18 protein-coding genes are annotated in these 21,968 nt (G+C 67.4%); 12 read left to right on the top strand and 6 right to left on the bottom strand.

What is annotated here, in order from left to right:
• Positions 1-60: 60 nt before the first annotated feature.
• The 3 genes from ACLJEU_RS21060 to ACLJEU_RS21050 form a co-directional block, all read right to left on the bottom strand.
• Positions 61-1,104, bottom strand: coding sequence for a LacI family DNA-binding transcriptional regulator (locus ACLJEU_RS21060; protein WP_414663331.1), 1,044 nt, complete (start codon positions 1,102-1,104; stop codon positions 61-63).
• 166 nt (positions 1,105-1,270) lie between these two features.
• On the bottom strand, positions 1,271-3,367 hold the full coding sequence (locus ACLJEU_RS21055; protein ID WP_414663330.1) for an HAD-IIB family hydrolase: 2,097 nt from the start codon (positions 3,365-3,367) through the stop codon (positions 1,271-1,273).
• A 10-nt stretch (positions 3,368-3,377) separates the two neighbouring features.
• Positions 3,378-4,715: a glycosyltransferase gene (locus ACLJEU_RS21050; RefSeq protein ID WP_414663329.1), complete on the bottom strand. Its 1,338-nt coding sequence runs from the start codon at positions 4,713-4,715 to the stop codon at positions 3,378-3,380.
• A 179-nt stretch (positions 4,716-4,894) separates the two neighbouring features.
• Between ACLJEU_RS21050 and ACLJEU_RS21045 the strand changes: the two genes are divergently transcribed.
• The 11 genes from ACLJEU_RS21045 to ACLJEU_RS20995 all read left to right on the top strand — a co-directional run bounded on the left by ACLJEU_RS21045 (position 4,895) and on the right by ACLJEU_RS20995 (position 17,504).
• Complete coding sequence (locus ACLJEU_RS21045) at positions 4,895-6,643, top strand: SulP family inorganic anion transporter (RefSeq protein WP_414663328.1); 1,749 nt, start codon at positions 4,895-4,897, stop codon at positions 6,641-6,643.
• 237 nt (positions 6,644-6,880) lie between these two features.
• On the top strand, positions 6,881-7,585 hold the full coding sequence (locus ACLJEU_RS21040) for a PTS sugar transporter subunit IIA (RefSeq protein WP_414663327.1): 705 nt from the start codon (positions 6,881-6,883) through the stop codon (positions 7,583-7,585).
• A complete protein-coding gene (locus ACLJEU_RS21035) occupies positions 7,582-9,531 on the top strand; it encodes a proton-conducting transporter transmembrane domain-containing protein (protein ID WP_414663326.1) in 1,950 nt (649 codons plus the stop codon). The genes ACLJEU_RS21040 and ACLJEU_RS21035 overlap by 4 nt, the downstream gene beginning before the upstream one ends.
• Positions 9,528-10,436, top strand: coding sequence for a respiratory chain complex I subunit 1 family protein (locus ACLJEU_RS21030; RefSeq protein WP_414663325.1), 909 nt, complete (start codon positions 9,528-9,530; stop codon positions 10,434-10,436). The genes ACLJEU_RS21035 and ACLJEU_RS21030 overlap by 4 nt, the downstream gene beginning before the upstream one ends.
• Complete coding sequence (locus tag ACLJEU_RS21025; RefSeq protein ID WP_414663324.1) at positions 10,433-11,074, top strand: hydrogenase; 642 nt, start codon at positions 10,433-10,435, stop codon at positions 11,072-11,074. The genes ACLJEU_RS21030 and ACLJEU_RS21025 overlap by 4 nt, the downstream gene beginning before the upstream one ends.
• On the top strand, positions 11,071-12,513 hold the full coding sequence (locus ACLJEU_RS21020; protein ID WP_414663323.1) for a complex I subunit 5 family protein: 1,443 nt from the start codon (positions 11,071-11,073) through the stop codon (positions 12,511-12,513). Before ACLJEU_RS21025 ends, ACLJEU_RS21020 begins: the two co-directional genes overlap by 4 nt.
• Entirely contained in the window at positions 12,510-13,991 is a 1,482-nt protein-coding gene (locus ACLJEU_RS21015; protein ID WP_414663322.1) for a hydrogenase large subunit, read from the top strand. The genes ACLJEU_RS21020 and ACLJEU_RS21015 overlap by 4 nt, the downstream gene beginning before the upstream one ends.
• A gap of 16 nt (positions 13,992-14,007) precedes the next feature.
• A complete protein-coding gene (locus ACLJEU_RS21010; protein ID WP_414663321.1) occupies positions 14,008-14,826 on the top strand; it encodes an NADH-quinone oxidoreductase subunit B family protein in 819 nt (272 codons plus the stop codon).
• Positions 14,823-15,647: an endonuclease/exonuclease/phosphatase family protein gene (locus ACLJEU_RS21005; protein ID WP_414663320.1), complete on the top strand. Its 825-nt coding sequence runs from the start codon at positions 14,823-14,825 to the stop codon at positions 15,645-15,647. Before ACLJEU_RS21010 ends, ACLJEU_RS21005 begins: the two co-directional genes overlap by 4 nt.
• Positions 15,648-15,725: 78 nt before the next feature.
• On the top strand, positions 15,726-16,535 hold the full coding sequence (trpA, locus tag ACLJEU_RS21000; RefSeq protein ID WP_414663319.1) for a tryptophan synthase subunit alpha: 810 nt from the start codon (positions 15,726-15,728) through the stop codon (positions 16,533-16,535).
• Between the two features lie 69 nt (positions 16,536-16,604).
• Positions 16,605-17,504, top strand: a complete 900-nt coding sequence (locus ACLJEU_RS20995) for a GGDEF domain-containing protein (protein ID WP_414663318.1) — start codon at positions 16,605-16,607, stop codon at positions 17,502-17,504.
• Positions 17,505-17,526: 22 nt separating this feature from the next.
• On the opposite strand, the gene ACLJEU_RS20990 is transcribed toward ACLJEU_RS20995, so the two are convergent.
• On the bottom strand, positions 17,527-18,375 hold the full coding sequence (locus ACLJEU_RS20990) for a diacylglycerol/lipid kinase family protein (protein ID WP_414663350.1): 849 nt from the start codon (positions 18,373-18,375) through the stop codon (positions 17,527-17,529).
• An 80-nt stretch (positions 18,376-18,455) separates the two neighbouring features.
• On the opposite strand from ACLJEU_RS20990, the gene miaA reads away from it, so the two are divergent.
• Positions 18,456-19,382 (top strand): tRNA (adenosine(37)-N6)-dimethylallyltransferase MiaA, encoded by a 927-nt coding sequence (miaA, locus tag ACLJEU_RS20985; protein ID WP_414663317.1) that lies wholly within the window; start codon positions 18,456-18,458, stop codon positions 19,380-19,382.
• 115 nt (positions 19,383-19,497) lie between these two features.
• Here miaA and ACLJEU_RS20980 read toward each other — a convergent pair whose 3' ends face one another.
• Together ACLJEU_RS20980 and ACLJEU_RS20975 are read right to left on the bottom strand one after the other, a co-directional pair.
• A complete protein-coding gene (locus ACLJEU_RS20980) occupies positions 19,498-20,085 on the bottom strand; it encodes a hypothetical protein (protein WP_414663316.1) in 588 nt (195 codons plus the stop codon).
• Between the two features lie 98 nt (positions 20,086-20,183).
• Positions 20,184-21,716: a TolC family protein gene (locus tag ACLJEU_RS20975; RefSeq protein ID WP_414663315.1), complete on the bottom strand. Its 1,533-nt coding sequence runs from the start codon at positions 21,714-21,716 to the stop codon at positions 20,184-20,186.
• Between the last annotated feature and the right edge of the window lie 252 nt (positions 21,717-21,968).

Genomic DNA, 21,968 nt, shown 5'->3' with positions numbered 1-21,968 from the left:
CAACCCGCAGCGCAGCCCGAGCCTCGTTGTGCGCTCATCGTTGACCGCGGGAGCGATTGCCTATTTCCGCGGCGGCAGCGTCCGACCATCGCGCCATTCACCGGAGAGCAGAATTTCATGCTGGTCGTCCGGCACCCCGGTCTCATTGCGATGCATGAGGCCGACGAGCATCTCGATCGCCAGCGCGCCCGCCTTGGCCGGATCGTGGTAAACGCCGGCGTACTCGTGCTCCGGTCGATCACCCGCGAGATCAATCACGCCGACGTCCCGCGGCACTTTGCGGCCCATGCGCTCGAGCCAGCTTAGCACTGGGCGCGCGTGGCTTGCGAGCAGGGCGTCGGGTCGCACGCGGTTGAACCACGCGCGAAACGTGCGCTCGTCCGCCGGCACCGCCGGACACGGTGCGATGCGGTCGGCCGCGGGGAAAAGCTGCTGCTGGGCGAGGAACGCGCCGAGCCAGCGGCTGCCGACATCGGGGCTGTCATTGGCCTCGGAAAACACGAAGCCCACGCGCCGGTAGCCGCGTTCGCGACAGCGCTGCACGCCCTGCCACGCCGCCTCGAAATGATTCTCGGTGACGTGATGCAGCAGCGGCGATCGCAACGTGAGCCCGAGGGCCACGCAGGAGAATCTCGTCCACGCGAGGTCCATTGCATGTCGTCCCGGCGGCAGCCGGCCGATCACAAGTCCGTTGATCCCGCGGGCGGACAGGATGTCGCAGAATCGCGCGGGCGTCATGCCGGGTTCGGCCAGCCAGAAGTGCTCGAGCCGGTAGCCGAAGTCGCGCGCGCGCTCGACGGCGCCGGGGAAAAAATTCGGGCGGTCGTGTTGTGGCGGACGCCAGCCGAAACGCGTCGGATAGTCGGTGACGTACGCGAGCGCGATGTGGTTCTCCGTCCGGCCGCTGCGGCGCGACTTCATCAACGCGGAGACCAGCGGATTCACGCGGTAGCCGAGTTTTGCCGCCGCCGCCTTCACCCGCTCGCGCGTCGCGGACGGAATGCGCGGATGATCGCGCAACGCCAGCGACACCGTCGTCCGGTGCACGCCGGCGCGGGTCGCCACGTCCTGCAGGGTCGCGCCGGCCTTCATCCGCCGAGTCACCGGTGAAAGCGCGGGGCAGTCGAGTGTTTTTGGGCCGGAGCTGCGCCGCTCGATCAATGGCTGGACGAGCGCCGACGCGGGGTGTCTCTGCCACTCGCTGGCGCTCGTAGCCACAGGCTGAGGTCTGCGCGAGCGCGAGGACTTCCCTTCGCCGTGGTGCAGGCGTCTAGAGTTCGCCTGGAGTTTTCGGATCGGCTTCGAGCTCGTGGCACGCGCGGAGAAACGAGGCCGCGCTCCACGCCTGGTAGGCTTTGCCCATCGGGCGGCCGGTCTGCCCGTGCGCCCATTCGTTGAACTCCCATTCCTGATCGCGGCCGAGCTGGTTCAGCTGGGCGAGGCGGAGCAGCTCGCGGCAGGCGACCTCGTGAAAGCCGAGGCGGTGAATGAAGCGCACCCATAATCCGCCGATGAGCGGCCAGATCCCGCCGTTGTGATAGTGATGCGGGAGATTGAGCATGTTGACGGTGTAGTACGCGCGCCAGTCGGGGTCGCCGGCCTGCACCACCGGGTAGAGATTGGCGCACGGCCACGGCTGGTTGACGCCCACGCCCCACATGAAACGAAACGCGATCCGCGCGCGGTCGATGTCGAGCACGTTCATCAGGAACGCGAGGATGTTGGCGTAGGTGTCGCAGCGCCAGTTGAACGCGAACGGCGTGATCTCCGCCAGGAGGTACTGCGCGTCGCCGACGCCGGACTGGCGATCGGCAAACCGGTTCTGGTGAATCCCGTTGGGATCCGGCTGCGTCGACGGCCAGAACACTTCCAGAATGCGGCTGCGGATTTTCTGCGACCACCGGAGATAATCGGCCGCGCGATCGAACTGCCCCATGAGTTCGAGCATCCGGCCGTAACAGACATTCGTGCGAAACCACAGCACCTCGTCGTAGAGCACGTTGTAGCTGCGACCGAAAAGATCCGTCCAGTCTCCCGCCTCCGGAATCTCGAGCAGGCCGTCGTTGTTCGAGTCCTGCGCGCTGAGCCAGTTCATGATCGTCTGCAGGCGGTCGGCGTGACGATAGAGCAGTGTCAGGTCGCCGGTTCGCGCGGCGTAGTTGTAGAGGGCAATCATCACCCACAGGCCGCTGTCGATCGAGGCGATGCTGCCGACGCCCGAGTAGTCGGGCTGGCCGTCGTCGAGCCGGACGTTGGCGGGAATCTGGCCGTTCGGCGTGGACGCATTGAGCAGCGTTTCGAGCGTGGCGACCTGCGCGGCGCGCACGTCCTCGTCCTCGATGTGCAGCGTGTTCCACACCGTGATGGCGCCGTCGCGCGCCCACACGCTGCGGTAGTTGGCGTCGGTACCGGTGACGGTGTTGTCCGTCAGCGAGCACGCCGAGAAGCCGAGCGGCGTGATGTTCTTCTTCAGCGCGACGAGTGCCTTCTCGTACGCCGTGGAGACGAAGGCCTTTTCCTTGTCCGTGAGCGTGCCGAGCTTCGTGCCGGTGAAAAGCATCCGGAAGCCCGGCTCGATCTCCGCCCGCTTGCTCCGGGGTTTCTCCCGCGTGGGCAGCGTGGCGACGATCCCATAGTGACACAGGCCCTCGAGCACGCCGTCGGCCAGGATCTGGCGCGAGCTGAACGTGGGGATTTCCACCGTGGCCTCGAAGAGTTCCGGAAGCGCATTCTCCACGACGATGCCGCGCACGCCGGGCAGGCGGAACATGCTGGAGTCGTTGCCGGTGTCGCCGGCCACGAGCACTGCTTCGCCGGGAATGCCGAGGCGCGTGCAAAGCCAGCTCAGCGCCCCGCCCTTGGTGGCGTGGAACGGCAGGACGTCCAGGTCGCGGGAACTTGAATACACAACCTTGATTTTAAGCCCGGCGACCTCGAGCTGACGCTTGAGATCGCGGATGGCCGCGGGAGTGGCGCGCTCGAGGAACCAGCTGGATTTGAATTCATGCTGGAACTCCTCGGGCTGCCGGCGCGTGCCGGGAAACCGTTCGGTGATCGCCGCGACGCGCGCAAGATCCCAGCCGCTGGCGAGGTGCTCGTGCAGCTCGTCGAGCATCCGGCCGGCCTTCACGTCGAAAATCTGGGTGCCGACGCCGCCGATGTAGAAGTCCGCGGCCGGCAGCGTGCCGGCGTCGACGAAGCGGCGCAGGTCGTCCACCAACCGGCCGCTGTTGAACACAAGCAGCGGCCGCGTGGCGGGATCGAGTGCGGTCCACACGGTCTTGAAGCGCTCCGTGGACTCGGGATTGCCGAGCAGGGTGCCGTCGAGATCGGTGCTGAAGAGCCGGATGGGGGCCGTGGCGCTCATGCGGGCGGGCTCAGTCCCCGTCGTTCCACGGCTCGTCCCATTCGTTGTCCGTGAAGGCGAGGGCGGTGGCGCGCTCCTCGATCAAACTGACCAGTTGCTGCGCGATGCCGGTCCAGGTGAAGAGACTGCGCGCCTTGTGCGCGCCCATGCGGCCGAGGCGGTGCGAGAGGCGCGGGTGGCGCAGGACTTTGACGATCGAGATGCCGAGATCCTCCTTGTCGAAAGAATCTGCATACAGCGCGTGGCGGCCGAAGGTCACCGCGCGAAACAATCCACCGTGCGTCGTGATCACGGTGGGCGTGCCGCAGGCCATGGCCTCAATCGCCGTCATGCCGAACGGTTCGTAGCGGCTGCTCAGGACAAACACGTCGGCGGCACGGTAGTAGTCGGCCAGTTCGGCATCGGCGACAAAGCCGGAGAACTTCACGCGGTCGGTGAGGCCGAGCCGCGCGACCTGCGCCTTGAGTTCGTCGAGGATGGTCTGCTCGTCGGCGTTGAGCTGCGCGCCGCCGACGGCGAGGTGCAGATACGCGTCGGGGATCCGCGAGGGCACCAGCGAGAATGCGTCCACGAGCAGATCGTAGCCCTTGTTGCGGGCGAGCCGGCCGATCGCGAGGACGACTTTACCCTCGAACCCGAGGCGCGTGCGCATCGCCTGGCGCGTGGCGCCGCTGATCGAGAAGAAGCGGTGATCGTCGTAACCCGGCGGAATCATCGTCACCTGCTCGGACGGCGCGCCGTAGTCCTTCACGATCATGTCGAGCTGATCGGGCGTGGTGGCGATGACCTCCTTGCAGGTGCGAAAGAGCATCGTCTCCTCGTTGATCCGCTGGGTGAAGTTGTACTCGCGTTCGAACTTCGCGGCGTCCTCCGGAAAATCGCGTTCCATCAGCTGCTTTTTCCACAGCCCTAGCGAATGCGGCGTGTGCACGTGCGGCACGTCGAGCGCCTCGGCCAGGCGCTGCGTCGCGACGCCGGCATCCCAGTAGTGACTGTTGAGAAACTGATACGTCAGCCGGTGTTTCTTGATGAAACGCAGCGCGTGCTCGGACCACTCGCTGAGATGATTCACCAAATATTCCTTGGGCAGAAAATTTCGTCCGCCGCAGGGCACGCGAATGACGCGGACGCGCTCGTTGATCACGTCGATCTCGGGCTGGTCCTCAAAGCGGCGGGTCCAGATGTCGACTTCGAAGCCGAGCTGGGCCAGTTTCTTGGAGAGCTCGAGCACGAACACGACCTGCCCGCCGGTATCGGCGGCGCCGAGCGGAGGCTCGGCGGCGACGTAGCCGTGGGTGGAGATCATGCCGATGCGCGGCAGCAACGACTCGGGAATGAGGACGGACATGCAGGAGTTCGCTGGAGGTGCGGCGAAGCCCCACTGACAGGCGTAACGGTGGTTGGTTACGCCCGCGAACGGTGAAAGCGCCCGGAATTTTCTGCGGTGCGAACTGCGTCTGCGTCCCGCGACGATGACGCGTTCTGGGATGGCCATCGCTGGGCGCACCGGCGACAGTCCGACGGGCTATGAACTTCGCGATTCCATTCCGGCCGAAACTATTTGAGGCCTTGCGGACCTACTCGCTCGCGCTGCTGCGGAAGGACTGCATCGCCGGCGTAAACGTCATGATCCTGGCGTTTCCCCTCTCGATTGGCTTCGCGATCGCGTCCGGCGTGAAGCCCGAGCAGGGCTTGTTCACCGCGATCATCGGCGGCGGCTTGATCGCGGCGTTGGGCGGTTCCCGCGTGCAGATTGGCGGCCCGACCGGCGCGTTCGTAATCATTACCTACAGCATCGCGCACAGCCATGGTGCGGCCGGCCTCGTGCTCTGCACGATGATGGCGGGGGCGATTCTGTTCCTGATGGGCCTGGCCAAGCTCGGCTCGATCATCCGCTTCATTCCTTATCCGGTCTCGCGCGCCTTCACCAAGGGCATCGCGATCCTGATTCTGAGTTCGCAGATCAAGAATTTCCTCGGACTGCCGGTGGAGCGGATGCCGGCTGAGTTCAGTGGTAAGATCCAGGTGCTCGCGGCCAATCTAGGGGCGATTCACTGGCCTACCGCCCTGCTTGCGGTGGGCACGACCGCGTTGATCGGACTCTGGCCGGCGCGGCTATCCCGCTATGTGCCGGGGGCGATGATCGGGTTGGTGGCGGCGACGGTGGCCGTGGGCGCGTTCGGCCTGCACGAACGCTTTCAAATCGCCACGATCGCGTCTGCGTTCGGCCCGTTTTCGGGCACGCTGCCGTCCCTGCACTGGCCGGCCACGGAGTGGTCGACGCTCAAGGAACTCCTGCAGCCGGCGTTCACGATCGCGCTGCTCGTCGCCATGCAGGCGCTGCTGTGCGCGGTGGTGACGGACGGCCTGCTGGATGAGCGCCATGACTCGAATCAGGAACTCATGGGGCAGGGCGTCGCGAATCTCGTCGGTCCGCTCTTCGGCTGCATTCCGGTGACGGGTGCCGTCGCGCGTTCCGTGGCGAATGTCCGGGCCGGAGCGCGGACGCCCGTGGCGGGCCTCGTGCATGCGTTGCTCCTGCTGATCGTGCTGATCGTGGCGGCGCCGCTGGTGAGCAAGATTCCCCTGGCGGCGCTGAGCGCGATTCTCGTTGTCGCGGCTTACCGGATGGTATCGTGGAAACAATTCGCGCGCCTCACGCGCTGGCCGTTCAGCGACTCCGCGGTGTTTCTCGCGACGTTTGCGCTGACAGTACTGACGACTCTCACGCTCGCGGTGGAAGTGGGTGTGGTCCTGGCGTCGTTGCTGATGGTGAAGCGCATTTCCGAAACGTCGAAGATCACCGCGGTCGATGAGTCCACCGAGACCGAGGGTTCGCAGCACTCGCTCGTCGGCAAGGTCGTGCCTGAGGGCGTGGTGGTGTTTCGCGTGTTCGGGGCGTTTTTCTTCGGCGTGGTCGACAAGCTCGACGACGAGTTGAAGCGCGCGAAACGCGAGCCGGACGTCCTGATTTTGCGGGTACGCAAGGTCCTCGCGATCGACGCGACGGGCCTGCAGGCGCTCGAGGATTTGCACGCGAAGCTGCGGGCCAAGGGCAAGCATCTCATCCTGAGCGGACCGCACACGCAGCCGATGGCGGTGATGGAAAACGCCGGGTTCGTCGATCGGCTGGGGCGCGAGAATATCTGCCCGCATATTACAGCTTCGCTGGCGCGCGCGCGGCAGATTCTCGGGTTGCCGCCGCTGCCGGGCGATCGGGAGTTGTTGGCGGAAGCGCCGGCGCCGACGGAGGGGAAGCGGTTGGCGGCGGGGTGAGAGCGGCAAACGGAGGCGGCATGCTTCGATCAGTGGTGACGACGAAGGCGACCGGGGGCGGTCGCGGTCGCGGTCCCAGTCCCGGTGTCGGTGTCAGTGTCGGTGTCGGTGTCGGAGGTTGCGGGCGGCGTGGGATCGTCATAGCAACGCTTATGCACCGCTTTCGTTCTGCGCATTACCGGGCGCAGCCCTGCTTTTGGCGTTCGAAGCCGGGCCGTTTGGGATTGGAATAGCCGCATGTACCTCAACCTCATCCAGCTCGCCGCATCCTTCGGCGTTTCGGAAAAGGTCGTGGAGGACTGGATGCGTCGCGAGGGCCTGCCGCACCTGCCGGACCGCGGCCGGCTGCTTTTCGATCGCGCGCAAGTGGCGAACTGGGCGGCCAGCCGCGGACTCGCGGCGCAGGCGGGGTTTCTTGCGCCCGAGGTGCCGGCGTTTGCCACCGGGTTTGCACTCGAGCCGCTGATCCGGACGGGCGGCATCTGGCGGGAGATCGCGGCGGCGGATGTGCCGGAGGTGCTCGCGCGGATCGTGACGTCCCTGCCGGGCGCGACGGCGCCGGTGCGCGCGTTGCTCGCGCAGCGGCTGCGTACGCCGGGTGGAGTGACGCTCGCGCCGGTCGGCGGTGGCTTCGCGCTGCCGCATCCGAGCACGCGCGTCGCGCTCGGGCGTGCGTCCGGAGCGGTGGCGCTGCTGCTGTTGCGCGACGCCATGCCGCTGGCGGATCCGGCGCCCGACACCGTGCCCGTGACGCGGTTGATTTTCTTCATCGCGCCGTCTCCGCGCGCGCACCTCGATTTGTTGGGCCGGCTCAGTCGCACGTTGCTGCGCGGTCCGTTGCGCGAAGCGATTGCGCGCGGGGCGTCGGACGAGGAGTTGTTCGCCGCCGTGGCGGCGGCCGATGCCGCGATGGGTGTGGCGGGCAAAGGAGTGACTTCATGACGGCGGGCCTGCTGCTCGCGATCGCCACCGGCGGTCTGGCGGCGGGCGTCGTCGCGGGCCCGCGGTGGCCGCGCGTCTGGCTCGGTTTGAATGGAGTCGGGTGCGCGGCCGCGCTGGTGGCGGCCGTGCAGGTCTTGAGCGGCACCGCGGCGTGGGAGTGGCGCAGTGTCGTTGCGATCGGCGGCGAGCCGCTGCACCTGCGACTCGATGCGCTCAGCGGCTTGTTCCTCGCGCTCGTGAGTGTGGTGGGCGGACTGGGGGCGCTGTACGCCAGTGGTTATTGGACGGACCGGCAGCATCCCGACTCGGCCCCGCGCGGGCGATGCGCGTGGAGCGCGCTGGTGCTGAATCTCGTGCTCGTCCTGATCGCGTCGAACGGCCTGCACTTCCTCATCGGCTGGGAGCTGTTCACGCTCAGTGCTTACTTTCTGGTTACGCTCGACCGGCGGCGCGTCGCCGCCCGGCGGGCTGGCTGGCTTTACCTGGCCGCTTCCCATGTCGGAACGCTCGCGCTGTTCGCGTTCTTCGCGCTGCTGGCCGAGCGCACTGGCAGTTGGGATCTCGGGCCGTTGCGGGATCGCGCGGACTTGGCGCCGTTGTTCTGGCTGGCCCTGTTCGGCTTCGGGGTGAAGAGCGGCGTGTTTCCCCTGCATGTATGGCTGCCCTCGGCGCATGCGAGCGCGCCGAGCCATGTGTCGGCGATCATGTCGGGCGTCGCGATCAAGATGGGACTCTACGGACTCATTCGTTTCAGCGGCTGGCTGCCGGTGCCGGGCGAGGCGGGGTGGGTGCTCCTCGGGCTCGGTGCGGTCAGTGCGGTGGCGGGTATAGCGTTCGCGCTGGCGCAGAACGATCTCAAGCGCCTGCTGGCCTATTGTTCGGTGGAGAACGTCGGCATCATCGTCCTTGGCCTCGGCGTGGCGCTGCTGGGTGCGGCGCAGGAGAACGCCGCGTGGGGCCGGCTCGCACTGGCGGGCGCATTGCTGCACGTGTGGAATCACGGCGTGTTCAAGGCCCTGCTGTTTTTCAGCGCGGGTTCGGTGCTGCACGCAACGGGCACGCGCGAGCTGAGCCGGCTCGGCGGCTTGTGGCGCACGATGCCGTGGACGGCGGGATTCTTTGCCGTCGGGGCGATGGCCGTGGCGGGGCTGCCGCCGTTGAATGGTTTTGTGAGCGAGTGGCTGCTTTACCTCGGGCTGCTCGATACGGTGACCACGCGGGGACCGATCGCGTGGGCGACCGTGCCCGCGGTGATCATGCTGGCCACGAGTGGTGCACTCGCGCTGGCGGCGTTCGTAAAGGCGGGAGCGATCGTTTTCCTCGGCGCGCCGCGGACTCCCGAAGCGGCGCGCGCGCACGAGAGCGGTCCGCTGTTGCTGGCGCCGATGGGGTTGCTCGCTGCGGCGTGTGTCGCCCTTGGTCTCGGCCCCGTGCTGGTCTGGCCGGCGATCGCGCGGGCCGTGAATGTCTGGCATCCTGGTTGGGCAGTGACGCCGGCGCCGGCTTCGCTGGTCACGCTGGGACCGCTGCACCTCGCGCTGGCCGGCGTGGCGGCGTTGGCGGTGACGATTCTGTGGCGGCGCGTGCAACGTCCCGGTCTGCGCCGCGCGCCCACGTGGGACTGCGGCTACGCGGGCCCGACGGCGCGGATGCAATATTCGGGCGGATCATTCGGTGCGACGATGGCTGGATGGTTTTCCTGGCTCCTGCGGCCGGAACGATCGCTGCGGCGTCCCCGCGGTCCGTTTCCGAACCAGGCCAGCCTGCTGGAGCGCACGCCCGAGGCGGTGCTCGAGCGGGTGATTGGGCCGGTGGCCGTTGGGGTGATGCAGGTCTCGACGGCCGTGCGCCGGCTGCAGCACGGCCGGCTGCAGTTCTACATCGTGTATGGACTCATCGGCATCGCCGGCGTCGGTGCCATCGTCTGGTGGGGGGACGCGCCATGATGCTCGTAGTGGAAATCACGTTACGCCTCACCGTCTGGCTGCTGCTCGCGCCGCTGCTGCCCGGACTTATCAACCGGGTGAAGGCGTGGAGCGCGGGACGGCGGGGACCGCCGGTGCTGCAACTCTACTACGACCTCGCGCGACTCTGGCGGAAGGACGTCGTGTTGAGCACGCTGGCCTCGCCGGGCTTCGTGGCCGCACCGGCGGTCGCGTGGGTGGCGGTGGCGGGCGCGGCGTTGTTGCTGCCGCTCGGGCCGGCGGGTGCGGCGCTGAGTTTTCGCGGCGATGTGGTGGTGTTGATCTACCTGCTGGCGGTGGCGCGATTTTTCACGGCGTGGGCGGCGATGGAAACGGGCTCGGCCTTCGAGGGCATGGGCGCGGCGCGGGAAGTCAGCTACGCCGTGCTGACGGAGGCTGCGTTGATCACGGCGGTGCTCGCGCTCGTGGTGCACACCGGCAGCCTCACGCTTGCGACGATGCTCGCGCCGTCGGTCGGCCCCGGCGCCGCCCTGCTCGCCGCGGGACTGTTCACCGTGCTGCTCGCGGAGAACTGTCGCGTGCCGTTCGACGACCCGAACACGCATCTCGAGCTCACGATGATTCACGAGGTGATGGTGCTCGATCACAGCGGGCCGCTGCTCGCCGTGGTGCTGCACGGGGCCGCGGTGAAGCTCATGCTGTTTGCCGTGCTGCTCACGCAGGCGGTGCTGCCGCTGGGCCTGCTGGGTCCGTGGAGTGCGGCCGGCGCGCTGGCGGGCGGCGTGTTGATCGTGGTGGTGGCCGTGGGCTGCGTCGAATCGCTGCTGGCCCGGCTCGCGTTCCGGCGCGTGCCCTTGCTGCTGACGACGGCGTTTCTGCTCTGCGGCTTCGCGTTGCTCGTGGCGTGGAAGGGAGGCGCGGCATGATGTCGCTCGTGGATTTGATGGTTGGCCTCGCGATGGGCCTCAATCTGCTCGCCCTGGGCAGCAGCCGGGTGGTGTCCGTAATCCGCGCCGTTGCGCTGCAGGGCGTGCTGCTCGGCATGATGCCGCTGCTGCTCGAGGAGCATTTCGACTGGCGCGTCGCGCTCATCGCGGTCGTCACGATGGGCGTGAAAGGCTTCGTCATTCCCGCGCTGCTTGGCCGCGCGATGCGGGTCGCGAATATCGAGCGCGAGATCGAGCCGTTCATCGGCTTCATTCCGTCGCTGCTGCTCGGAGCCGTGGGCACGCTGGCGGCCGTGGCTGGCGCGCGCGCGCTGCCGCTGCTGCCGGAACATGCCGATTCGCTGCTGGTGCCCGGTGCCATCGCCTCGGTGCTGACGGGGTTCGTGCTGTTGATCGGGCGCGTGAAAGCGATCGCGCAGGTCTGCGGCTACCTGATCCTGGAGAACGGCATTTATCTGTTTGGGCTGCTGCTCATCCGCTCGACCCCGCTGCTGGTTGAGTCGGGGATCCTGCTGGATCTCGTCGTCGGCATCTTCGTCATCGGGATCATCGTGGATCGGATTCAACGCGCGTTCGACTCGCTCGACACCCGCAAACTCACCGTGCTGCGCGAATGAGGGAAACCCTGCTCATCGTCGGTCCGCTCGTGGCGGCGGTGCTCGCGGCGCTCTGGCCCGGCCAGCGCTCGCGACCGTGGTTCCTGCCGGTCGTCGGCGGGGCGCATGTCGTGCTCGTGTTCTGGCTCTTCTTTGATCCACCAGTCGTGACGCCCGGGGCGTGGCTGGCGTTCGATCCGCTCGCGCGCGCGGTGCTGCCGGCGATGTCGCTGCTGTTTTTCTTCTGCTCGCTCTACGCTGTCTCTTATTTGTCCGTCCGCGCCGAACGGCCCAACCGCGCGTTTGTGGCGCTGCTCCTGGCGCTGCTCGGGTTGTCGAGTGCGGGACACCAGGCGCGGCACCTCGGCGTGCTGTGGATTGCGACGGAAGCGCTCACGCTGGCGGCGGTGCCGTTGCTGCATTTCAACGGCACGGCGCGCGCGTTCGAGGCGACGTGGAAGTATCTGCTCGTGGGCGGCACCGGCATCGCGTTGTCGCTGCTCGGATCGTTCTGTCTCGGCTACGCGTCGCTGCACGGCGGCGGCGGCGGGGATCTCACGTTTTCCGCGCTCACGGCGCACGGCACCGGGCTGTCGCGGCCGTGGGTGTTGATCGCGTGGGTGCTGCTGCTGATTGGTTACGGGACGAAGATGGGCCTGGCGCCGATGCACACGTGGAAACCCGACGCGTACGGCGAGGCGCCGGGGATTGTGGGCGCGCTATTGGCGGGCGGCGTGACGACGCTGGCGTTCACCGCAGTGCTGCGGATACGCGCGGTGGTGGCGGCGGCCGGCGCGGGGCCGATCGCGGATCGCACGCTGCTGGTGCTGGGCCTGTTTTCGATGGTGGTGGCGGCGCTGTTCCTGCTCGGCACGCGGGACTTCAAGCGGATGCTCGCGTATTCAAGTGTCGAGCACATGGGCATCCTGGCACTCGCGGCGTCGCTCGGGCGCGCCGGCGTGTGGGCGGCGTTGTTTCACGTGTGGGGCAACAGCCTCACGAAGGGCGCGCTCTTCCTCAGCGGCGGCAACCTCCGGCGCGCGGCGGGCGGGCGCACGATCGATCAGGTCGGCGGGATGGCGGCGCTCACGCCGTGGTCAGCGGCGATGTTTGTGACCGGCATGTTCGTCGTCACGGCGTGTCCGCCGTTCGGGCCCTTCTTCAGCGAGCTGCTGATTGTACGCACCGCCTTCGCCAGCGGCCACCGCGTGGCGGCAGTCGTGTTTCTCAGCGCATTGCTGTTCGCGTTCTTCGGTCTGACGCGGGTCGTCTTCGCGATCGTGGACGGACGGCCGCGCACGGCGTCGCGCACCACGGGCCGCCGGTTCCCCGAGGCGGCCGGAGTAATCGTGCCGCCGCTCCTGCTGCTCGGACTCTCGCTCTGGCTCGGCGTCGCCACGCCGGAAATTCTCCGTGACGCGTGGACCGCCGCCGTGGCCCAGTTGTTTCCCGGACCATGAGTGCGCCCGCCACCTTTGCGTTGCTGGCCAATGCCTCGGGCGTGCCGTGGGCGGACGTTCCCGCGTGGCCCGCGGCGGAACTCGTGCGGGCCACGGACGAGGCGTTGGCAAAGGGCGGCCGCCTGTGTGCGTGGTGGGGCGTGCCGGAGGGCGAGTTCACGGTTCTTGTGGCGATCGTGGCCTTCGATGCCGACAACACGCTCGCGGTTGCGCGCAGCCTGCCGTGCAGCGGCCGGTATCCTTCGCTCACCGTGACGCAGGCGCAGGCGCATCTCTTCGAACGCGAGGTGTGGGAGCAGCACGGGCTCGTGCCGGACGGACACCCGTGGCTGAAGCCCGTGCGCCAGACGGCGGGCGAGGCGCCGGCGCAGGCGGAATTTTTCCGCGTGGACGGCCGCGAAGTGCACGAGGTGGCGGTCGGTCCGGTGCACGCGGGCGTGATCGAGCCCGGACATTTCCGTTTTCAGTGTGCGGGCGAGGAAGTGCTGCACCTCGAGATTGCACTCGGCTACCAACACCGCGGGATTGAGGCGGCGCTGGGCGGCGGGCCGCACCGGCGGACGCTTTCGCACGTGGAGTCGATTGCTGGCGACACCACGATCGGTCATGCGACCGCGCATGCGATGGTGGTCGAAGCGCTCGCCGGCACGGAGGCGCCGTTGCGCGCGCAATGGCTGCGTGCCACCGCGCTCGAACTCGAGCGGCTGGCCAACCACACCGGTGATCTCGGCGCGCTGGCCAACGACGTGGCGTTTCAACCGACGGCGGCCGCGTGCGGAAAAATTCGCGGTGATTTCCTCAATCTCACCGCGCTGCTGTACGGCAATCGTTTTGGTCGCGGACTGGTGCGGCCGGGCGGGTGCGGTCACGATCTTGAACCGGCGCGCGCGTTGCCGCTGGCCACGCGGTTGATCGCGGCGCTGGGCGAGGTTGAAAAGGCCGCGGGCTGGCTCTGGGATTCGGCGTCCGCACGCAGCCGTTTCGAACACGTCGGTCTGCTCTTTCCGCAGCAAGCGTCGGCGATCGGACTCGTGGGCCCGGCGGCGCGGGCGTGCGGCTTGGTGCGCGACGTCCGCTATGATCACCCGGCGGGCTGGCATCGCATGGCGCAGGTGCCGGTCGCGGTGTGGCCGGGTGGCGACGTGCTGGCGCGGGCGCGGGTGCGTTGGCTGGAGATTCAGCGCTCGGGACAATTTGTGCGGGAGCAACTGGCGGCGCCGCCCGACGGACCGTTGCAGGAGCCACTGCCGGCCGCGGCGCCCGACACGCTCGCGGTGGCGTTGGTGGAAGGCTGGCGGGGCGAGGTCTGTCATGTCGCACTGACCGACGCGACGGGACGCTTCCGGCGCTACAAGATCGTCGATCCGTCGTTTCACAACTGGACGGGCCTGGCGCTGGCGATGCGCGGGCAGGCGATCTCGGATTTTCCGATCTGCAACAAGAGCTTCAATCTCTCCTACTGCGGCTTCGATCTGTAGTACCCGCCCCACTGCCATGTTTGTCTTCGATCACCTTGTTCACCGGCTCAAGCACGGCTGCGAGACCATGGCGTATCCGCATGGCCCGGCGCCAGCGCTGCCGGACCGGCATGGCGGATCCCTGCGGGTCGACGCCGCGAAGTGTGTGGCCGGCTGCAGCGACTGCCTGCCGGTGTGTCCGACCGCGGCCATCACCCAACCGGGACCGCGCGGCGTGTCGCTCGATCTCGGGCGCTGTCTGTTTTGCTCGGCCTGTGTGAACGTGTGTCCGAGCGGTGCCGTCACGCACACTGGCGATCATCGCATGGCGGTCCGGAGTCCGGCGGATCTTGTAGTGGGAGAACCAGGACGCGAGGAGCTGCGGCTGGCGGCGGCGCTCGACGAGAAACGGCTGCGGCTGTTCGGCCGCTCGCTCCGGCTGCGGCAGGTGAGCGCCGGTGGTGATGGGGCGGAAGAGGCCGACCTCAACGTGCTCGGCACCATCGGCTGGGATCTTGGTCGCTTCGGTATCCAGTTTGTGGCGTCACCGCGTCATGCCGACGGCCTGGTCGTCACCGGACCCGTTTCGCGCAACATGGAACTCGCGTTGCGCAAGACTTGGGACGCGATGCCGGCGCCGAAGCTCGTGATTGCCGTCGGCACGAGCGCCATCTCGGGCGGTCCGTTCGCCGGTGAGCCTGCCGTGCTCGGGGGCGTCGCCGCGGTGCTCCCGGTGGATCTCTACATTCCCGGCTGGCCGCCGCATCCGCTGACGATCCTCGACGGGCTGCTGCGGCTGCTCGGACGACTGGAGCAGGACCGCGCGCCCGCGATCCCTGCGGCCACCCGACCTTGAGTCACGCCACTTGCTACCGGCGTCACACCGGCGTCTATTCGTCATTGCCAATGCCGCGCCTGCGCCTCGTCACCTTCAACATCGCCCACGGCCGCGGCCTCAATCCCATCCAGGGCCTGACGTCGCAACGCAAGCTGCAGGCCAATCTGCGCCGCATCGCGGCGCTCCTGGATCGGCTCGCGCCGGACGTGGTCGCGCTGCAGGAGATCGACGAGCGTTCGCGGTGGGCGGGAAACTTCGACCATCTCGATTACCTGCGGGTGCACACGCGGTTCCCGCATTCCGTTTTCGGCATCAACAACCGCCGCACCGGCCTGCTGAATCTCTGCTATGGCAACGCGGTGATGTCGCGGCACTCGATTCGCGCCGCCGAGACGGTGGTCTTCGGCCAGCGGCGACTGGGGGAGAAGGGTTTTCTGTACGTCGAGCTCGACGTCGAGGGCCGTTGCCTCCCGATCGTGAATCTGCACCTGCATTTCGGCTCGCGCGCCCAACGTCTCGTGCAACTCGAGCGACTGCTGGGCTGGTTGCGCGAGAAGCACCGGATGCATTCCAAATCATGGGCGGTGCCACCGGTGATCTGCGGAGACTTCAACAATCCTGGCACGCGCGACGACGCGACGGCCTCGCTGCTGAGTCATCTGTCCGACTATTGCGATTACACGCTGCATCCGACGGCGATGCCGACGTTTCCCTCGCCGATGCCACGGCGCGCGCTCGACTTTGTCTTCCTGCCCGCCGGGTGCGTGAACGTCCGCTGCGAAATCGTGCGCTCCCTGTTGTCGGATCACCTGCCGGTCGCGGTGGAATTCGACTTCTGACGACCGGCCGGACCTGTCGGAACCGGCGCAAAAATTGTGGTGTCTTTCGCGCCGCTTTCCCGCCAAGTTGCCCGCTTCATGTCTCGCATTCAGCAAGTCTTCGAACAGGCCCGGGCCCGCCATCGCGCCGCATTCGTGGCGTATGTCTGCGCGGGTGATCCCGATTTCGAGACCTCGGTCGAGGTCTGCCGGGCGCTCCTCGCCAACGGCGTGGATATTCTGGAACTGGGCGTGCCGTTTTCCGATCCGCTGGCGGACGGCCTGACCAACCAGCTAGCGGCCCAACGCGCGCTGGAGAGCGGCATGACGGCCGCGCGGGTGTTCGAGCTGGTGAAGCGGGTGCGCGAATTCAGCCAGGCACCGATCGTCTTCTACACGTACTACAATCTCGTGTTCTCGAACGGCGTCGACGCCTACGTGCGGGCCGCGCGGGCGGCGGGCGTGGATGGCATCCTGACGCTCGATCTGCCGCCGGAAGAGGCGGGCGAGGTGACGGCGGCGTGCCGAACCCACGGCGTGGATACGGTGTTCATCATCGCGCCGACGACGCCCGACGATCGGATCCCGGCGATCGCCAAGGCGACCACGGGTTTCATCTATTATGTTTCCCGCGAAGGCGTGACGGGCGTGCGCGATCAGGTGGCCAGCAACATTCCGCAGGCCGTCGCCCGCATCCGGGCGAAAACGAACCTTCCCATGGTGGTCGGCTTCGGCATCGGCACGCGCGCGCAGGTGGCGGAGGTTGCGGCCCACGCCGACGGCGTCGTGGTCGGCAGCGCCCTCGTCAACTGCGTGCGCGAGAATCTCGCCGACCGCTCCCGCATCGCACCCGCCGTCGCCGCGCGTGCCGCCGACCTGTCGGCCGGGGCGCAGCGCGCGAAAGCGTGATCGTCGCATGCGACCTGCGTCGACGCCCGACGCGCTGAGCGGGCTGTAGTCGGAATTCCCTTACAAGCCATGCCGCGCAAAGTCCTGCTCATCGACGACGACCGGCTGCAGTTCCGGCTGACGCAGGCGCATTTCGACAACTTCCAGACGGATCGCTACGATCTCGAATGGGCTGAGACCTACGAGGACGGCTTGAGCAAGCTCATGTCGGGCGCGTACGCCGCCTGTCTGCTCGACTACCAGCTGGGCGAGCGCGACGGCCTGCAACTCATCCGGGAAGCGGTGGCGCGGCAGTGTCGGACGCCGATTGTGTTTCTGACCGCGGAGGCAGCGGATCGCGTGGACATCGCCGCGATGAATGCCGGCGCGCTCGACTACCTCGTGAAGGGCGAGATCACGCCGCGCATGATTGAACGGTCGCTGCGCTACGCGGGTAAACTGGCGGAGACGCTCGAGGCCTTGCGCCTGCTCGCGACGCACGACGCGCTGACCGGGGTGCTCAATCGTCGCGAGTTTGACCGGATTCTGGCCGAGGAGGCGGATCGCGCGCTGCGGTTCGGCCACACGCTGTCGCTCGTCATCGTCGACGTGGATCACTTCAAACGGATCAACGACACGCAGGGCCATCCGGTGGGCGACGTGGTTTTGCGCGAAGTGGCGCGACGCATCGCGCAGCAAGTCCGGACGGTCGACCGGGTCGCCCGCATGGGCGGAGAGGAGTTCGGGCTTGTTCTCGTGCAGGCGGATCAGGCCTCGGCGCTGGACGTCGCGCGGCGCGTGTGTGCCGCGTTACGGACGGCGGCGGTCACGGTGAATGAGACCTTGCAGTTGCCCGTGAGTGTCAGCGCGGGAGTGGCAACGATGCCCGGCGACGCCGGTACCGCGTCGACGCTCGTCGCGGCTGCGGACAAGGCGCTTTACGCGGCGAAGACTGCGGGGCGGGATCGCGCCGTGGCGGCAGGCACCTGAGTGTTCGGCTGCGCTGAAACGATCAGGCGGACGGGATCATCACGCGGAGACTGCGCGGGCGAATTGAAAACTCGAGGCGCGTACCGGCAGCATGCACTTCGCCGTCGGTGTGGAGGGGGCCGGGGGCGGCGCGCTCAACGATGAAGTGATCGGAGCGAAACAGACGCACGCCCGTGGCGTGTGCAATTGTGCCGCGGAACAGCCGCGCCGCGAGCGGCACCGCGTTGAACCAACGCACGGGCGGAATGACGCAGAGATCGAGCAGGCCGTCGTCGATGCGGGCCGCGGGGGCGATGAGGGCGTTGTTGCCGTATTGGTTGGCGTTTGCCACCGCGAGCGTGAAGGCGCGCACCGACTCGCGGTGGGAACCGTGCGACACGACGTAGTCCTGCGGTTGCCAGTCGCGAAACGCCCGCGCGCTTGTGCTCAGGTATCGGGTGAAGCCACGGCGTTGGAGCTGGTTGAAGCGTTGGGCGATTTCGGCCTCGAAGCCGATGCCGGCGGCGGTGAAGAAGGCGTGGCCGTCGGCGAAGCCCGTATCAATGTCGTGGGGACGCCCCGTGTGCAGGAGATCGAGCGCTCGAGCGATTGAACCGTGGATGCCGAGATGACGCCCGAGCCCGTTGCCGGAGCCGCAGGGAATCAGGCCAAGAGTGACGCCGGTGCCGGAGAGGATGCCGGCGATTTCGTTCATGGTGCCGTCGCCTCCGACAGCCACGACGAGCTGGCAACCGGCGGCGAGCGCATTGCGGGCAAGTTCGGCGGCGTGGCGTGGTCGCTGAGTGGCGAGCACGTCGGCTCCGGCTCTGGCTGCGAACGCCTGGATCGCCGGCAGCGCCTGGCGGGCGCGACCGGAGCGGGGATTGACGATGAAACGAGTTTTCAGCGGGAGGGCCGAGGCTGCGCAAAGTCGCTCGCGCCGCCAACGCTGAAAGTCTTGGCTGGCAGACGATGAAACCCGTGTTGCATGTCCTCACCGGACCCACTGCCGTCGGCAAGACCGAGTGGGCGCTGCGTTGGGCCGAGCGGAACGGAGCGGAGATTGTCTCGTGCGACTCGCTGCTCTTCTACCGCGGGATGGACCTTGGCACGGCGAAACCGACGGCGGCCGAACGCGCGCGCGTCCCGCACCATCTCATCGACATCTGCGCGGCGACGGAGCGCATGGATGTGACGCGCTACCTGGCGGCCGCCCGCGCCGCTGTGCAGGACATTCTCGCGCGAGGGCGGCGCGTGCTTGTGGCGGGCGGGAGCGGATTTTACCTGAAGGCGTTTTTCGCCCCGGTGGCGGATGCGGTGGAGGTCGCACCGGCCATCCGGGACGAGGTCGCGGCTTTAGGCCTCGAGGCGGCGCTGGAGCGGTTGCGGACGTTGAACCCGGGCGGTCTCGGTTCGCTGGATACGGCTAATCAGCGGCGGGTGAGCCGTGCGCTCGAGCGGTGTCTGGCGTCGGGCCGGACGATCGACGAACTCGCGGCGGAGTTCGCGCGCCAGCCGTCGGCTTTTGCGGATTGCACCGTGCTGATCACGCGGCTCGACCGGGAGGCGAACGATCTCGCTCGGCGGATCGACCAGCGCGTGGCGTCCATGGTGCAGGAAGGTCTCGTTGACGAGGTGCGGCGGTTGCGGGCGATGGGATTCGAAAAGAATCCGAGCGCGGCGCTGGCCATCGGCTATCGCGAAGTAATCGCGGTGTTGGACGGGCGTTTGCCCGAATCGGCGCTGGCCGCCGAGATTGCCGGCAATACGCGGGCGCTGGTGAAAAAACAGCGGACGTGGTTCAGAACCCAGCTGCCGCCGCATCGCGTGCTGCCCGCGGCGGAGCTGCAGAGTGAGGCGGATCTGTTCGCGGGTGAATTGACGTCGACGCTGCCCTAGAACAAGCCGTGGCTGCGAGCGCCCGCGAGTGGCCGGAATGCGAACGCTTTTCGCTGCCAGCCGGCCACTCGCGGGTGCTCGTAGCCACGTTTCCAGGAGGCGACGAGCTTGCCGTTCAGCCGGTCTGTTCCGTCTCCGCGCTGCTGCCGGTGCGGACGAAGAGAATGACGTGGATGGCCAGCAGGAGCGGCAGCAGGAACGTCGGATACAGGCTCAACGGCAATCGGGTCAGTGACACGAGGAGCGACGGATCGCCCAAGTTGAGCCGCGTCATCGTCACGAGAGCGAGCAGCGCACTCACGAAGCCGACGACATTCCAGATCACGATCGCGCGACGGCGCGGGGCGTCTGTGAGTGGCGCGAGCGCCACCGGCAGCGCCATGGTGGCAATGATAACGTCACCGATGCCCGCGGGCACCGCGAACGCCCGGGGCAACTCTCCGCGCTGGTGGAGAAAGAGGAAATAGATTCCGACGAAGCGACTGACGTGAATCAGCACCAGTGCGCGCAGATCGAGGCTTTCGATCCAGCGTCGCAGCGGGGCGATGCGGAGCGCGGCGGCGACGGCGAGGGCGGCGAGGGCGAGGCTGATGCCAGTCAGCGCCAGCGGCGGGAGGCGGCGCAGGATGAGAAAGTAACTCGCCGCCACTGCGGCGCCCAACCAGAGCCAGGCGATGAGGCGGACGACAAAGGAGACCGGCATGATGTCGTGACTAGAGACAGCGGCTCCACGCGCGGCGAGCGTGGAGTGTCAACCAAGCAGGCTGGCCGGAGGCGAGCGTCGCACGCTCGCGTTTCCGCTTACTGCGGGAGCTGTACGCGGAAGCGCTGCAGCGAAGAACCCTCGAGGCGATTCAGCTCGGCGGCGGCGCGGCGCAGCGCGAGACGCGAATTCAGCTCGGAGAAGCGGGCGTTTTCCAAATCGTCCTGGGCCAGCAGCACGAGGCGGCTGGTCGAGAGACCGGCGTCGAAGCGGGCTTTCTGCTGCTCGTACTGGCGGGCGGCGAGCTCGGTGGCCTTCGTGGCGATCTCCACCGCCGCGACATTGGATTCGACGGCGCGGACGGCGGCGCGAACGTTCACGAGCAGCGTCTGCTCGAGTTGCTCAAGCTGGACCTTGCGCGAGCTGATGTTGGTCTGCGCCGTCCGGTAGCGGGCCTTCTCGGCGTGGCGTCCCCAGGGCATCGAGTAGTTGAGTGCGACGGACCAGTTGTTGCCGTGGTCGTTGGGCAGATTGGAAATCGCCTGGTTGTAACCGGCGTTCGTGGCGCGGGCGGTGTAGCCGAGGGACGCGAGAAGATCGAGGTCGGGGAGCTGGTTGCGGCGGGCGGTCTCCAGATCGATTTCGAGCTGCTTGATGGCCTGCTCGACGGACAGCGTGTCAGGATAGTATTCGCGGGCGAGTTTGTAGGACGCCGCGAACGTCGGCGTGCCACCCTTGTAGTCATCGAAAGCCACCGGCCCGACGCGGACGTCGAAGTTCGGGACGTTGATCAAATTCAGCAGCCGATCCTCGGCATCGCGGACGGATTGTTCGGCTTGGATGATGCCGCGGCGCGAGGTGGCGACGCCGACTTCGGCAGAGAGGACATCGAGATCGGTGGCGACGCCCGTCGTGCGGCGAGCCTGGTTTTCCTCGAGGAGCTTCTGGTTGTACTGAAACGTGAGCTGACGGATGCGGAGCGTCTCGCGGGCGGCCACCAGATTGTAATAGGCGTTCTCGGTGTCGCTGATGACGGAGAGCACGCGGCTCTTGTAATTGATCGAGGCGATGTTCAGGCCGAGTTTCGCGCGCTGGAGGGCGGAGGTGGCGTTGAAGCGGCCCGCGCCGTTGAGGAGCGGCTGGTTCAGGTTGGCGGAAACGCCGTGACCGAAGCTGGGATTGAGCAGGGCGTTCGTCGAATTCGTCGCACTGCGGCTGACGTTCGTCGAGACACCGAGGGTGCCGTTCGTCGCGGCGATTCTGGGCAGGGTGGCGCCGACGCTGAGCGTTGTGCTGTCCGTACGCGGGCCCTCGGTCTGGGCGCCATCGAGACGGCTGGTGTTCGAAGCGGCCTGATTCACCGAGCGGCGGCCGGAGGCGGTGACGGTCGGATCGAATGCTGCCTCCTGAATCGCGATGGCGTCCTTGGCGTTTTCAACGACGAACGACTGCACCTGCAGATCGAAATTCTTCTTCAGCGCGAGGCCGATGGCATCCTCGAGGGAGAACGGGGCTCCATTGTTGGAGGCGTTGGAAGCGGCTTGCGCGGGCGCTGCGGGCGGCGTCTGGCCGAAGGCGGTGGCGAAGGTGACACTGAAGGCGAGCAGGGCGCGAGCGGGTAGGCGTGACATGACTGGAGTTTGAGGGAGAAGAGCGGCCGAAGGTGCTGGAGACAACACCAGGGAATGAGTGAAAGTTACTGTCTTTCGTATTCACCGCCCGAGGTGCGCTTCAGCACGGTGAAACCGGCTTGTCTGGCCCGCGAGACGGAAATGGGCGCTGAAAGTTTCGGGGAATTTACCGGCTGAATCGAGGAGGGCTTTACCGCCTGTCCGCACTTCGGACAGGAGCTCAAATCGGGGGCGTCGCCGGCCTGACGATGC

Origin of the sequence: Terrisphaera buseokensis, from assembly GCF_047521145.2 — a bacterium.
Taxonomy (GTDB): domain Bacteria; phylum Verrucomicrobiota; class Verrucomicrobiia; order Opitutales; family Opitutaceae; genus ER46.
Note: the sequence above shows the minus strand (reverse complement) of the source record. Positions and strands in the feature narration are given on the sequence as shown.

Coding starts and splice junctions, on each gene's coding strand:
- ACLJEU_RS21025 (WP_414663324.1), top strand. CDS start 10,433: ATGATGTCGCTCGTGGATTTGATGGTTGGCCTCGCGATGGGCCTCAAT.
- ACLJEU_RS21040 (WP_414663327.1), top strand. CDS start 6,881: ATGTACCTCAACCTCATCCAGCTCGCCGCATCCTTCGGCGTTTCGGAA.
- trpA (WP_414663319.1), top strand. CDS start 15,726: ATGTCTCGCATTCAGCAAGTCTTCGAACAGGCCCGGGCCCGCCATCGC.
- ACLJEU_RS20980 (WP_414663316.1), bottom strand. CDS start 20,085: ATGCCGGTCTCCTTTGTCGTCCGCCTCATCGCCTGGCTCTGGTTGGGC.
- ACLJEU_RS21030 (WP_414663325.1), top strand. CDS start 9,528: ATGATGCTCGTAGTGGAAATCACGTTACGCCTCACCGTCTGGCTGCTG.
- ACLJEU_RS21020 (WP_414663323.1), top strand. CDS start 11,071: ATGAGGGAAACCCTGCTCATCGTCGGTCCGCTCGTGGCGGCGGTGCTC.
- ACLJEU_RS20975 (WP_414663315.1), bottom strand. CDS start 21,716: ATGTCACGCCTACCCGCTCGCGCCCTGCTCGCCTTCAGTGTCACCTTC.
- ACLJEU_RS20995 (WP_414663318.1), top strand. CDS start 16,605: ATGCCGCGCAAAGTCCTGCTCATCGACGACGACCGGCTGCAGTTCCGG.
- ACLJEU_RS21010 (WP_414663321.1), top strand. CDS start 14,008: ATGTTTGTCTTCGATCACCTTGTTCACCGGCTCAAGCACGGCTGCGAG.
- ACLJEU_RS21035 (WP_414663326.1), top strand. CDS start 7,582: ATGACGGCGGGCCTGCTGCTCGCGATCGCCACCGGCGGTCTGGCGGCG.
- ACLJEU_RS21055 (WP_414663330.1), bottom strand. CDS start 3,367: ATGAGCGCCACGGCCCCCATCCGGCTCTTCAGCACCGATCTCGACGGC.
- miaA (WP_414663317.1), top strand. CDS start 18,456: ATGAAACCCGTGTTGCATGTCCTCACCGGACCCACTGCCGTCGGCAAG.
- ACLJEU_RS21050 (WP_414663329.1), bottom strand. CDS start 4,715: ATGTCCGTCCTCATTCCCGAGTCGTTGCTGCCGCGCATCGGCATGATC.
- ACLJEU_RS21045 (WP_414663328.1), top strand. CDS start 4,895: ATGAACTTCGCGATTCCATTCCGGCCGAAACTATTTGAGGCCTTGCGG.
- ACLJEU_RS21015 (WP_414663322.1), top strand. CDS start 12,510: ATGAGTGCGCCCGCCACCTTTGCGTTGCTGGCCAATGCCTCGGGCGTG.